Origin of the sequence: Prevotella fusca JCM 17724 (assembly GCF_001262015.1) — a bacterium.
Lineage (GTDB): Bacteria > Bacteroidota > Bacteroidia > Bacteroidales > Bacteroidaceae > Prevotella > Prevotella fusca.
This window is the reverse complement of record NZ_CP012074.1, coordinates 982,108-995,939: the sequence shown is the minus strand read 5'-3', so window position 1 is coordinate 995,939 and position 13,832 is coordinate 982,108. Positions and strand designations below refer to the sequence as shown.

The following is a 13,832-nucleotide window of genomic DNA, read 5'->3' as shown; positions in this document are numbered from 1 at the left end:
ATAAATTTATTTGTTTTATGGTATTATTTGCCCTTCTGCTAACAGTCCTTTCTATGCTTACAGCGGCTTTTGAGCGAATTATTTTCATGAAAAGAAATATTTATTGTCGTGAAAATAATTATTTTTCTTCATGAAAAAAAATATTTCTTTTCATGAAAATAATTCGTTATAGGTTGAAACTTACACCAGCAACGACCCATGCGCGAGGCTGTGGAACATTGCCATAATCAACGTAATGTGCACCAAACAAGTTGTTCGCTTCAACATATGCAGTCCATTTCTGTGCGTTCCAACTCATGCGAGTATCTACAACACCATAACTTTTATAGCTTTGTCGCTGGTTATTGGTATCAATATAGTTTCCCATACGATGCTGGAAGCGGTAGTAGAAACCGAGGTCGAGGTTGCGCCAGAGGTTCAGCTGAATATTGCTGACAAACTTATTCTTCAGATATTCCAACGCATATTTACTTACATAGCCTTGCTCATCAACCTTTTTCTGATGGATGTAATTATAAGCAACACCAAACTTCTTGAAAAACCTTTGTGTTGGGAGGAGTTGATGGAGGTTAAAATCGAGTGACGCTTCAGTTCCAAAGTCTTTTATTTTTCCGAAGTTCACACTCTTCCATACTAAAGCCCCGTCAGCATCCAATGTGCCGTCACTGATCCAGTCGATAAGGTTCTTGTGGTTGTTCCAGTAAAGGCTTGCCTTCGCAGTGATACCATTGTTGTCGTATTTCACACCCGTTTCAAATGCTGACAGCTCTTCCGGGCGAAGGTGTTTGTCTGCCTTATGACCACCAACAGAGTAAAACAGCTCTGTAACTGACGGCATACGGAGCGATGTGTTATAGGAAGCATATAGTTTCCAAGCGTTTCCTATACGGTAACTTGCATCAATTCCAGGGTAGACACGCATTGGCATGTCAGCCTGGCTGTTCTTGACAGCGGTCAGACCAGCTGAGAGTGTGAAACGGTCAAGGATGATGTTATGCTCAAGGACAAACTGGATATTCGTGCGGTTCAGCCCGACGGTATATTCTCTGTCTGTTCCGTGGATATGTTTCGGACGGGAGAGTGGTTCGCCGAGGTTACCACTTACGAGGTCTTCATTGCGCAGTTCTGCAGCGAAGGCAGTACGTCCGAGTGTCCAGTCAAAGTAGGCATTGAGGTTAGCACCATAGATGTCAGTGCGATGATAGTTGAAGGGATACTTGTTGGCTGCGCCACGGAAGAGCTCAAAGCGGTCCATGCTGCGGTTCCAGTAGATGGAAGGACGGATGTGGAAGCGTCCACGCAGGTTCTCTGCCTGAATGGCAGTGAAGGTCTTGAAAGTGTGTTCAAACTGGTCATCAAACTTTGCAGAGTAGAAAGTATTTGAACCGAAGTCTTTCACACTTATACCTGTATGCCACCGTACAGCAATGTCTTCATCTGTGTAATTACCCTGATAAAAGACTTTTGCGGTGTGGTAATCAGCATTGAGGCTGCCTGCCTTATTACGGAGATAACCATCGCTGCGGGTGTAAGAAGCTGACAGTTGATTATTCCAGTGGCTTTTTGAGGCAATATTGCCACGCACGCCGGCACTGAGATAGCCGTAGGAGCCACCTTCAACATGGGTAGAGAGACTTGTCTTCTTTGGAGTTTTGGTTACGATGTTTATAGCACCTAATAAGGAAGATGTGCCATAAACGCGGGCTGCAGGACCCTCAAGGACTTCTATCCGTTCGATTTCACTGATGTCAACTGGGAAATCAAAGGAGTTGTGTCCTGTCTGTGCATCACAGATATTGATACCATTAAGGAGGACAGTGATTTGTTCTGAATTGCCACCACGGATACTTACGTCGGTCAAGGCACCTAAAGGTCCTTTCTGTCGGACGTCAACACCGGCGGCATATTTCAGCAAATCGTTTACACTTCGTACTGGTGCCGCCTGGATGTCCTCACGGCTCAGTACAGTTACCATTCTCGCTTGCTGACTGACTGTCAGCGGTGCTCGCGTTCCCGTCACGTTCACTTCCTCCATCATCACGCCTCGGTTGGTGATTGTTGAGTCCGTCTCTGCCTTCTCAGTCTCAACGCTAATGCCCTTGGCAGTAGCATTTTGTAAGGTAGCGACGCTCAGTACACCAATCAGAACCTCTTTGCCGAGAACGGTAAAGAGTGAGTAGCCGTGGTTGGAGAAGTGTTTGAACTTCAGAACGCTGCGCTTTTGAAAAGTTGGTTTGTACATATTATAATAATTGAAAACGTCGGAAAGAGAGATGTCCCTTTGCCGGCAAACGGGTGCAAAAGTACTAATTTTTTTTGTAATGGCGAGGAATTATCCGTATTAATCACTGTTGTGAGACGGACAGAACATCATTGAGCAAAACGGAAACCATGTGTCATGACCTTAATATAATGGTTGTAATCCCCTGCAGCTTCATTGATTGTCCATATATTTCCTTTAGGAAGTTCGTAAGTTGCTTGCAAAGAAAAATCTTGACAGGGATTGGGAACAGCCTGGTTAGTAATCCCCTGTCAGGCCAATAGAGTTACTTTATACTGCTTTCTTTTTGATTTTTTTAAAGGAATATTGTTTTTCTTGTTCAATTATTTGGAACTTATTATTTTATTTTCTATATTTGCGACATAGATTTGACTATTAGCTTTAACTGAAGCTGCATTATTTATATAACTAAATAACTAACGGACGTGACAGGATTTATACAGGTTCTATCTTGTCAATCTGTCCATTTAAAGAACCTAACTAAAAACTTAACACTATGGGAGTAACTGGTAAAACTATCAGCGCGTTGCAAGGACTTCCTTTTAACAACTTAATTGGTGGACCGTTGAATGCTTGTATCTTGGCACAGGCAGAGGCAGCACAGACTACGGTGAATTTCATTCAGGAGGTGGGTCTGAATCAATTGGAGGATGGCACGAAGGAGGCTATCTATGTGTACTTTAACTTTATACAGAATGGACGAAAAGTGACCATCAGCGTGCCCCTGCTGACGATTCTTCCTATTCCGTATATTGCTATCAATTCTATTGACATCAACTTCAAGGCAACTGTAACTGGTGTTGAAAACTCTTCTTTTACTGATGAATACTCAAGTGAGTATAAGAGGGATTACACAAGAAACACAAAGAGATGGTTTAAGAGAAAGACAACCAGTCTGCAGACTTCTTATTCTTCTAAGCACGATTCCAAGAGTACGCGCGATTCATCATTCAGTATTGAAACCACGATAGACGTGGCTGTACATGCCGGTCAGGAGTCTATGCCTGCAGGTATGGCAAAGATTCTTGAAATGTTAGGTGCTGCAATGGATCTCTGCTCACCAGATGGAGAGTTGACTGTAAACGATACCATGTTCTATGTGGAGAAAGGCAAGACAGCAAAGGTTATCGCACAGTATAAGACACCTGCTGGACTGTATGATTCTTCTGGTATCACCTGCTCGAATGGTGCTGCGGGTACGGAAAATAAGATGGAGAAGACGAAGGAGTTTGAACTGGCTGTAGGTGCTCATAAGATTCTATATGGTGATGCACATGCAATAGAGATAAAGGTTGCAGAGTCAGCCGCACCTGTTGCTCCTGCTCAGCCGAAGTAATATCTCCTCGAAAGTATTGTTCATTTATTAATTTCTAAATCTTTCCAAGGTTATGGCATCCATTGACACGACTCCTTCTCAAGTCGCCACAAATGCTTTGCAGTCATTACCTTTTGGTACTCTCATAGGAAGTCCGCTAACTGCCTGCATTGATGCTCAGGCAAAAGCTGCACAATCTTCCTGGGAATTTATCAGAGATGTAGGACTGACAGACAGTGAAGACGGCGGAAAGAAGGCAATTTATGTGAGTTTCGAATACCGCAAAGACGGGCGTTCGGCAACTCTTTGCCTGCCATTGCTGACGATAGTTCCGATTCCTTACCTTGCTATACGGGAGATTGATATTGCCTTCAAGGCACGCATCTCTGCGGCAGCATCTACTTCAAAGTCCGTACATAAATCCTTTGGATTTGAGGCGGGGATGAAGGCAAAGGCAGGAGTAAACTATCTCATAGCAAGTGCCAGTGTGGAATTGAGCACCAGCATATCAAGCAAGAAAGACTCCACAGCCACACGTGATTCCAAGTACAGCGTGGAATATACGATGGACGTGAATGTCAAGGCTGGACAGGATGATATGCCTGCTGGAATGGCTAAGGTGCTGGAGGTACTCAGCAACTCTATTGACTCAACGGACACAAAGGGTGAAATGCACGCCTCTGACCAGGTTGTCAGCCTGGCAGGTGGAGGTAGTACCTATATCTCTTATAAGAATAGCGAAGGCTATTATATGCCTGAAGATATTAAATTATATGAGTATAAGGACTCTAAGACGGGCAGTGCGCTTACAGACAAAGAATGTCGGACAACTGCCGATGACACTGGAGTACTCTGCGAGTTCAAGAAAGAGGGATTCTATTGTGCAAAGGCTGGCAAGAAAATGCTGGTCATTAATGTAACTAAATAGTAACCGACTATGCCAGATGATAAGAATATAGGAAAAGATGATAATCTTACCAATAACTCCCCGCCTACGGAACAAGACCCGAAAACGGACGGAGATGCCGCAAAAGGTGAATCTGGAAAAGAGGGCGGTGGTATCCTTACCGATATTATAGATACGGTTAAGGATACTGTTAAAGACAAGGTTAAAGAAAAGATAGAAGACAAGGCTAATGACCTGTTAGGCACTGACAGCGGTAAGGGTAAGGATACCGGAGGTAAAGCTGAGGATAAAGACAGTAATACCGAGACTAAAGACAAGAACGCCGCTGATACTTCGAAAGAGGAAAAAGGTGGAATTGTTGAAGAAGGTAAGAGTGCTCTTGATGGTGTCAAGAATGCTGTCGGAACTGACAATAAGGGAGGTGCAAGCCAACCGTCATTAGCTGATCAGATGAAGGATTTGGACGAAGTGCAGATTGATAAGGCTTTTGTGGAAGACTCCCTGAACCTGCTTGATAAGCTGTCGTTCGATAAACTTATAGGTAATCCGTTACGTGCGGCCATCAAGGCACAGCGTGACCTTGCAAAGGAAACGCTCAGTTACATCCGTGAAGAAGGCATAAAAGTGGACAAGGACGGACAGGGACAGATAATCTATGTCACGATGAACTTCGTCCGCGATGGCAAACAGGTAAAGATGCGGGTCCCATTGCTTACGCTGATGCCTGTGCCACGCCTCTCCATAACGTCCATGAACTATACGTTCAAGGCGAAGGTGGATGCAATCTCATCGGTTGTGGCTTCTGTCGGAAGTGGCGGAACACCTGTCAATACCACTTTTGGATTGAATAGCAATGATAAATCTGCTAAGCCTTCTTCCTCTGGAGGAGGAGCGCAGAAGCCCTCAACGGATAAGGGAGGTGCAACAGGTCAGAATGCTAAACAAGCTGAAGCGGAGACCAAGTCAAGCCCTAAGGCAATCTTGTCAGCCAGCTATTCGTCAAAGAAAGATTCCGGTGCAACCCGTGACTCACGTTACAGTGTGGAAACAACGATGGACGTTACCATCACTGCAAGCGAAGGTGAAATGCCTCGTGGAATCGACAAACTGTTAGGTGTACTTAATGAGTCGACGGAAGTCATAGACCCAAATGGTATCCTTCAGGTGTCGACAGAGCAGGTATCACTTGTCAACGGGTATGCTGCCATATCGGTAAACTATCGTGACGAAAAGGGAGCTTACCAGCCAACAGCGGTGAAATGCGTGCAGCTTAACGGCAAGAAAACTCCTACTTTGCTGCAGAGTGGCGACAATATGCTGCTTGTGTTCAGTGAAAAAGGAACCTATAACATTACTGCAGGGAAGCTGCAACGCATAGTATTTGTTTCATAAAATAATTTCAATATGACGAAATTACAAGATGTAATAGCTTCTGTGCTGCGCGACGTTCTGTCTGCGCAGCATGAAGCTAACCTCCTTACAGAAGCACTTGCTGAACAATATGAGGGTGCGGGTGTTATTCATCAGCTGAACCTTCCTGCCGTGACCATCGGTGATATGGAAATAACTTTCCGGTTCGCAATAGACTCTGACGGTGGACAAACCGATGAAATCTCAGAAGACGGCATCCAGTCAATGGATGTTATCGTAGATGCTGACCGTCTGGCGGTGTTACCAGAGAGTGCCGTTCATAGCCTTTCGTTGAAGGTCTCACCACAGGACAGCGTAAAGATCACTGAATCATAAACCTCTGATAATGCATTATGGGCAACGATACTACCAATACCAAGGATATTCGTCCTGAAGATATGTCTGGTAACAGAGATAAGTTTTCGATGGACATGACGTTGGCAGATATGCTGACGGGAATGATTCAATCAACTGTTGCCGCTGACCAGAAGGCTGCTGAAGACTACCTGAAGGTGCTGCGTGACTACGCACTGATGCCCTCTGCAAATGCAAAAGGGCGGGAAAGGCTCAAGATGATAGACTTTGAAATGACAGATTCTGATGGAGAGCGTCAGGTTATCTCTATCCCTAAGCTGTCGCTGCTGCCACTTCCTGTGCTGCGTGTTTCTGAAGCAACATTCGATATAGAAGCGCAAATTGATATCAAGACTGTTGTGAGCGGTAAAGAACGTGAGCACTTCTTGAAGCGTTATCCGTTATTCAAGAACAGGTTAAGATCTGTTCCTAAAGCAGAAAAGGCGGATAAGCTGGGAGAAGAAATGCTGAGGAGAAAGATAATAGCACCTGGTGTCCGTGTCAGACTCATCAGACCTGTGCCGACAGAAACATCAAGGTCCACGGAAATGGAAAAGAAGATGACAAACATTAAGGTACATGTCAAGCTCGAACCAGTCCAGCTGCCCGATGGTATGCGCGGATTACTGCAAGCAACTGACAGCAGTATCAAGGTGATAGCAAAAGACAAAAACCAAGAATAACTTCAAACTTATTAACTATGACAAATAATCAACAGAAAACCCCAGGACTCAATTGTCCTAAATGTGGAACATTCATTTCTACTTCCATCACAGAACTGCTTTCGGCAAGTGGACTGCACTGCCCACACTGTCACCTCGTGCTGAATATCAACCGAAACGAGTCAAAGCGGGCGATGGAGATATTGAAAAACGTCGAAGAGGCACAACAGAACCTCAAGAAGGCAAGTTCATTCCAACGATAATTCCGTAACACTATGCAAGATGGAACTAACACAAATGCAGGCAAACAGGTTGTGAGCGCCCTCAATTCCATCCCTTTCGGAAACATCATCGGCGGCCCATTGGCAGCATGTGTTCATGCACAGGCTGAGGCTGCGCAGACCACAATGGATTTTATCCGTGGTTTCACGATGACAGATTCGAGTCTTGATATTGAGGGTACAGAGCCTATTACCGTTACCTTCTCATTCATAATGGGAGGAGTCCCCACGCTCATGACGGTACCGCTTATGACCATCGTGCCTATCCCATACATGCGCATTAATTATGTTGACCTCTCTTTCACGGCCGACATAACTGCCTGCGACAGCGATAAGATGGAAGCAAAATATGCTTCGGAGGGGTACAAACGCACCGAAGAGGATGAAAAGTCTATTTCGATGCAGAGCAAAATGGGCGTCAATATTCGTGCCGCTACCAGCGACATGCCGGCCGGTATGGCGAAAATGCTCGAGTTCTTTGGCAATAATCTCATTATACAAGAGACTCTGACTGCCGAAGAAGTGGAGGATATGCGGTGGGAAGCAGCCCGTCAACGTGCTATCAGGGAGGCTGAATTTGAGGAACAGAAGCGCATAGAAGAAGAAAGAGAGCGTGAAAGAGAGCGCCGTAGAGTGAGAGAACAAAAGCGTCGTGAAAAGATCGCAGCCATCGTACAGGCACTCAAGTATCATAAGGAACACTCTGAAGAGGAGTGGATAAGGGAACAGAAGCTGAAAGAAGAGAGGGAGCGGAGGAAGAAGGAAGCTCTGGAGCGTCGCATACGTGAAAATCGTCCTGACCCTAACAATCCGTTTGCACTGCCTGAAACCAATAGGAAGAAACCGCATCCGGAATGCACTTTTGACCCTGGTAAGAGTATACAGTGGAACATCGAACGACAGGAAACGTTACGTGGTGATAACAGACATGACTGGTTGCGCAATCACCTGTTGCTTGCACTTAGGACGGCACAACGTATCTATCCTGATACACTCTCTTCTGATAATGGTCAGCGTATTCTCAAGGAAGACCTTGCGAGTTTCAGCAAACGATATAATGGCTGGTACACTTACGGCGAACTCAATAACAATAAATTACCCAAATGTTATCTTGAGGGTGGCTATATCGATAAAGCCTATACCGACTTTGTGGGTTATGTGCTTGACAATGAGCGTAAGCGTGCTGCTGCTATCACAGGTCCGGGTGTTGTAGGCCAGCCCGGTATAATTGACCCAGGTATTGTACGCCCTGATATTATAGATAGCATTACTGATGTAGGAGGTACTATTAACATAGGACGACCTATAAATGTGGAGCGACCTATTAAAGTAGAACAACCTATTCAGGTAGATCGGCCGGGTAGAATACCCTCTGGTGTTATTGATAGACTTACAGAAACAGAAGGGACTATCAATGTAGAGCGACCAGTCCGTCCTCGTGTGGTTACGCGTTCCGCATCCAGTGATCGAGTAATTGATGGGGAGAGCGTTAAGGGAGAAAAGGTAGACAAGTCCCTGAAAAGTGGGAAAGTCAAATCACGTAAGAAGAAATGAGCAAAATCCAGAATGATACACCCAGAAGGAAGACGTATCAAGATGCCATGTGGCTCTCTGACGTCATGCGCAAGACGCTTGCCGACTGCGTTGAGGCGCAGCATGAGACTTTGGAAAAGTCGCTTGACCTCATTGAGCGCACGGCTTTCCGTTCCTCCGACGGCAGTTCTGAGCCTGTAATGGTGACGTTCTCTATTCAGATGGATGGAGAAAGTCATACTCTCCGTGTGCCCCTGTTGGTGCTGGTGCCGCTTCCTTTCCTGCAAATCAGTCAGGCTGATCTTACTTTCTTCGTGAGTATCATGTCCTCAAATACCAGTCAGCAGGAAGGATTAAAGGTGCGTTTCTCGCCCTCCAATAAACTGTTGACCGAATCACGGCAGACAGGATACGATGTGCGCAATAACATTCGTGTGAACATTAAAGCCTCTGCTGAACTCCCTGCGGGCGGCATGTCACGTCTGTTGCAGATAGTAGGCAACAACTGCATCCGCATTCGGAAGCCTGACGAGCCGACGGAAAATCAATAAGTATCAATTCCAAGAACCTCTAAAACAGAAAGAATATGCCTGAATCCAATGCCCCCAACCAAAGTCAGCAGAACTCTCCGCTGAGCGCACTTGACTTCAATCGCATCATCGGCGGACCTCTATCTGCCTGCGTCAATGCTCAAGAAGAGGCTGCTCAGGCTACCCTTGATTATCTCAATGGGGTGGTGTTCAGAAAACAAGACGGAGACCCTTACAACCTTGAGCCTGTCACTGTAACCTTCTACTTTGAAAGTGGCGGAGTGGTAAACCGACTCATTATGCCGCTTGTCTGTATCGTGCCTGTTCCTTATCTGCAGATAGAACAGGTTAACCTGACTTTTCAGGCAACGGTTACGGAGAGCAGCATACAGGACAATAAGGTAGAACTCAAGGCTAAGTATTCTGCTCCTGGTGACTCTGGTGCAATTACGGATGTTACTAAGGAGGAATATAAAAGCAAGCGGTGTATAGATGTAAACCTCTGTGTTACCACAGCGGATATGCCAATGGGTATCTCTAAACTTATCGAAATCTTCAATAACCAGCTTGTAGAGATAAAACAGGAAGAGCCTATTATTGACCCCAAACCGCCGGTTCTCCCGCCTTCTGACCCGGAGGAGACGGACGAGAAGCCTGACGTGCAGCCTCGCTATAATATCCAGTTAATTACCAAGCCTCACAAGGAGCAGAAGCCGTTTGTGGTGAACACTGTCAATTCACGTTGCCATAACAATAGTGCCCTCACGGGAACTTCGCTTAATAATATTCTCAAGAGTAAAATGAAGACCATCCCGCTTGAGACGGATTTTGCCACAGCCAGATCTATTGTGAAAGCATTGAAGAAAAAGAACATAGATGCGGTAATGGTAGAGGTGTAGTAGCAGATGTTTTGCGGTAAGAGGTTCTGTGGCAGCATTCTTGTAATGAAGGATTTGTGATAACTCCTTTCTTGCAGGCTTATGATTTTATGGATAAATCCGAGGAGTGAAAGAGATAGGAAGCAATGAGCAAATTGTATTTCCTTATTCTCTGTCACTCTTCGGATTTCTTATTAGTCAGAACCGTTTTTCTTCGCTTAGGTCAGTGTTTTTGCAGCACCTTGGAGTGGTGAGCATTTCGAATGAGATTTGGGTTAAATAATGATGTGTGTTGTGCCCTGATGAACTGATTTTGGTTTAAGAGGCTGCCTGCTGTAATTCTTTCACATAGCCCATGACTTAAATATATTTAGGATAATATTTGAAAAGATGTAGAAAAAAGCACAAGTATTGTTCGTTATATTTGAGATTTTTAGTACTTTTGTGGGCAATTAATTCTCGAAACAGACTAACGATTAATTGCACAATGAAAGCATTACGTGACCGTATCCTAAAGGATGGAAAGTGTTTCCCGGATGGTATCTTGAAGGTAGATAAGTTCATTAATCACCAGATGGATCCTAATCTGATGAAGCAGATTTGTGTGGAGTTCATCCGCCGTTATGCATCAACGGAAATCAACAAGATTATCACGATTGAAGCGAGTGGCATTGCGCCAGCCATCATGATGGGGTTCCTGCTTGACCTTCCTGTGGTCTTTGCCAAGAAGAAAAAGCCCTCGACGATGAGCGATATGCTTTCGACAACGGTCTTTTCGTTTACCAAGCAGCGGGAATATCACGTCGTAATATCCAAGGAATACCTGGGTGAAGGTGACAAGGTGCTGTTTGTGGACGACTTCCTCGCTTACGGTAATGCGGCAAAAGGCATCATAGACCTTTGCAGGAAGGCAGGTGCGGAGCTGGTTGGTATGGGCTTTATCATTGAAAAAGCGTTCCAGCATGGTCGTGAGGTAATCGAGGCGGAAGGTGTGCGCTGTGAGAGTCTGGCAATCATAGAGTCGCTTGATAATTGTGAAATTAAATTGAGATAGTAATAAACGAGGTGGGCTTGTGTGCCCACCTTTTTTGTTTAACAGGGTCAGCTTTCGCATCGTAAAGCTGCTCTTTAAGTTTATATAGCTCTCTTTTACGGTTCGTAGAGTATCCCTTTGGAATATTCAAAGCTAATCTTTCAGTTTTATAAGAAGCATGGAATCTTACCTTATTATATTGTAAAAAAAGAAAAAGAATGGAAAAGTCTAAGGAACTTATCTACGGTCTGAATGATCGCCCACCTCTCCGTGAGACCCTTTTTGCTGCCTTGCAGCATTTGTTGGCAATCTTTGTAGCCATCATTACCCCGCCGCTCATCATCAGTTCGGAATTGAAGTTTGATTTGGAGACAACCGGTTTCCTCATATCAATGTCGCTTTTCGTGTCAGGAATTGCCACTTTCATCCAGTGTCGCAGGTTCGGTCCGATAGGTACGGGGCTTCTTTGTGTTCAGGGGACATCCTTTTCATTCATCAGTCCGATTATTGGTGCAGGTGCGCTTGGCGTTGTTAGCGGAAGGATGAATGTTGAGTTGGGGCTCAGCTACATCTTCGGTGCCTGTATGGTTGCGTCAGTTGTCGAGATGATAGTCAGTCGCCTGCTCCCTTATACACGCAAGATTATCACCCCACTGGTGTCAGGTATTGTCGTTGCACTTATAGGTATGTGTCTCATCAAGGCAGGCATCAGCTCCTGTGGGGGCGGTCAGTCGGCAGTTGATGCAGGTACGTTCGGCTCATTGAAGAATCTCGGACTTGCGCTGTTGGTATTGGTAAGCATTATTATCTTCAACCGTTCAAACAATCGTTTCCTGCGTATGGCATCCATTGTGTTGGGACTGTTGATAGGGAGTGTGGTTGCCTATGCGCTCAATATGATAGACTTTTCAAACATCAAGGGCACTGCGAGTCTGAATATCCCTGTTCCTTTCAAGTATGGATTGAATTTTGATGTGGGTTCAATTATCGCTCTTGGACTTATTTATCTTGTCACAGCAGTTGAGGCTTTCGGTGATATTACAGCCAATTCTCTTATTTCCGGCGAGCCTGTTGAGGGTCCGGTTTTCATGAAGAGAGCGCAGGGAGGTGTCCTTGCGGATGGTTTCAACTCCTTCCTCGCAGCTGTTTTCAATAGTTTCCCTAACTCTATCTTTGCCCAGAACAACGGAATGATACAGCTTACGGGTGTTGCCAGCCGTTATGTAGGCTACTTCATTGCAGCCGCCTTGGTACTCTTAGGACTCTTCCCGGTTGTGGGCAAGGTCTTCTCGCTCATTCCTGATCCGGTTCTGGGTGGTGCAACACTGTTGATGTTCGGTACCGTAGCTGCCGCAGGTATTCGCATTATAGCTTCAACCGAGATTACCCGCAAGGCTGTATTGGTTATGGCAATCAGCTTTGCTATGGGATTGAGCGTAGAGCTGGTGCCCGGTATTCTCGATAAGCTGCCCGGTATTATCAAGAGTATCTTTTCAAGTGGTATAACAACAGGTGGTCTTACAGCCATCCTTGCCAATGCTTTTATCCGTATCAAGGAATAGCTTTGGAGCGGTTTGTCCATATAGTAGGCGTGGAGGGACTTTAGTGTTAATATTATGAATGTATAATGACAGTGATGAACCTCTCTTGCCGTATTCAGCCGATGTGTTGTAGCCTGTCACTTGTTGTGTTGTTGGTAAACACCAATGGTGTTGGGGGCTGAATACGTTGCAATATGTTGCCGGGTTGGGAGCATTTTGCAGATGGAAAAGTGTTGTGCTACCAAAAGCAAATGTAATATGTTTGATTAGGTGGTTTGCTTCGCCAAAAACAACAGGGTGTTATCTGTTTAAAAGGGATTCGCATGGGATAGTGCATAGTTTAGGTTTTATCAGACATCAATAATTTATAAATTCCGATTCAAAACGCTTATAACTCCTGAATCCTAATTCAAAAATCATATTTTTTACCCTCCTTTCGGTACATTTTCCTTTTAAATGTTTATCTTTGCAGAAGATAGAGGGAGAATGTACCGATTGTGTTTCTCCATGAAGTATAAACAAATTCTTAACAGAACAGAATAACAGCAAGGCTATGTCAAAGCAGAATAAGCAGCGTAAATTCACAAAGTCGCTGGTCTTTAAAGTGATTTGTGGATTAGTGGTCCTCATCCTCTTGGGACTGATTTATAATTTTATAGTGGCTGAGGATGACCCTCCAATGACGTTGGAGGAGCAGGAGGAAGTGCAGAAACGCAATGCTGATGTTGACACAATAGACATTGTGGGCAATTATCTCTGGCCTGATATGAAACCATCAAAGCAGGATATGATAACCGAAGAGGAAAAGACTGCCGAGGTTTCAAAGGACAAGGATAAGAAGGAAGAAAAGGTTGCACCATCTACTGAGAAAGTACATAGTAACCGCTATGATGCCCCGATTGCTGCCCCTGCTCCTGACATTGCCCCTGCTGCGGAACTTCCTGCCAAGCAGACGGCTCCTTCCATTGAGAAGCTGGCAGCTCCAAAGATTGAGAAGATAGAATAAAAGTTCTGTCTCTTGTGTGTGGTCTGTGCGGATGTATAACTTGTATGTCTTATACGGAACGACCTTGATGGATGCCAGTACTGCCTGTATCTGCGGATTTT

The 13,832-nt window shown here is 45.0% G+C and carries 13 protein-coding genes; 12 read left to right on the top strand and 1 reads right to left on the bottom strand.

Annotated elements, in window-relative coordinates; genetic code table 11:
- Positions 1-166 precede the first annotated feature (166 nt).
- Entirely contained in the window at positions 167-2,242 is a 2,076-nt protein-coding gene (locus tag ADJ77_RS04050) for a TonB-dependent receptor plug domain-containing protein (RefSeq protein WP_050696048.1), read from the bottom strand.
- Positions 2,243-2,777: 535 nt separating this feature from the next.
- On the opposite strand from ADJ77_RS04050, the gene ADJ77_RS04045 reads away from it, so the two are divergent.
- The 12 genes from ADJ77_RS04045 (at position 2,778) to ADJ77_RS03995 (ending at position 13,731) form a co-directional block, all read left to right on the top strand.
- Entirely contained in the window at positions 2,778-3,617 is an 840-nt protein-coding gene (locus ADJ77_RS04045; protein WP_025077564.1) for a DUF2589 domain-containing protein, read from the top strand.
- Positions 3,618-3,669: 52 nt separating this feature from the next.
- Positions 3,670-4,524, top strand: coding sequence for a DUF2589 domain-containing protein (locus tag ADJ77_RS04040; RefSeq protein ID WP_025077565.1), 855 nt, complete (start codon positions 3,670-3,672; stop codon positions 4,522-4,524).
- Between the two features lie 9 nt (positions 4,525-4,533).
- Positions 4,534-5,895 (top strand): DUF2589 domain-containing protein, encoded by a 1,362-nt coding sequence (locus ADJ77_RS04035; protein WP_025077566.1) that lies wholly within the window; start codon positions 4,534-4,536, stop codon positions 5,893-5,895.
- A gap of 12 nt (positions 5,896-5,907) precedes the next feature.
- Positions 5,908-6,249: a hypothetical protein gene (locus ADJ77_RS04030; protein ID WP_025077567.1), complete on the top strand. Its 342-nt coding sequence runs from the start codon at positions 5,908-5,910 to the stop codon at positions 6,247-6,249.
- Between the two features lie 17 nt (positions 6,250-6,266).
- Entirely contained in the window at positions 6,267-6,950 is a 684-nt protein-coding gene (locus tag ADJ77_RS04025) for a DUF2589 domain-containing protein (protein ID WP_025077568.1), read from the top strand.
- A gap of 17 nt (positions 6,951-6,967) precedes the next feature.
- Positions 6,968-7,192, top strand: coding sequence for a hypothetical protein (locus ADJ77_RS13205; RefSeq protein ID WP_007368758.1), 225 nt, complete (start codon positions 6,968-6,970; stop codon positions 7,190-7,192).
- A gap of 12 nt (positions 7,193-7,204) precedes the next feature.
- Positions 7,205-8,764, top strand: a complete 1,560-nt coding sequence (locus ADJ77_RS04020) for a DUF2589 domain-containing protein (RefSeq protein WP_050696047.1) — start codon at positions 7,205-7,207, stop codon at positions 8,762-8,764.
- Entirely contained in the window at positions 8,761-9,294 is a 534-nt protein-coding gene (locus ADJ77_RS04015; protein WP_025077571.1) for a DUF2589 domain-containing protein, read from the top strand. The genes ADJ77_RS04020 and ADJ77_RS04015 overlap by 4 nt, the downstream gene beginning before the upstream one ends.
- A 35-nt stretch (positions 9,295-9,329) precedes the next feature.
- Complete coding sequence (locus ADJ77_RS04010; protein WP_025077572.1) at positions 9,330-10,172, top strand: DUF2589 domain-containing protein; 843 nt, start codon at positions 9,330-9,332, stop codon at positions 10,170-10,172.
- Positions 10,173-10,638: 466 nt separating this feature from the next.
- Complete coding sequence (gene xpt / locus ADJ77_RS04005; RefSeq protein ID WP_025077573.1) at positions 10,639-11,205, top strand: xanthine phosphoribosyltransferase; 567 nt, start codon at positions 10,639-10,641, stop codon at positions 11,203-11,205.
- Between the two features lie 197 nt (positions 11,206-11,402).
- A complete protein-coding gene (locus tag ADJ77_RS04000; RefSeq protein WP_050696046.1) occupies positions 11,403-12,746 on the top strand; it encodes a nucleobase:cation symporter-2 family protein in 1,344 nt (447 codons plus the stop codon).
- A 532-nt stretch (positions 12,747-13,278) separates the two neighbouring features.
- A complete protein-coding gene (locus tag ADJ77_RS03995; protein WP_025077574.1) occupies positions 13,279-13,731 on the top strand; it encodes a hypothetical protein in 453 nt (150 codons plus the stop codon).
- The last annotated feature ends 101 nt before the right edge of the window (positions 13,732-13,832 follow it).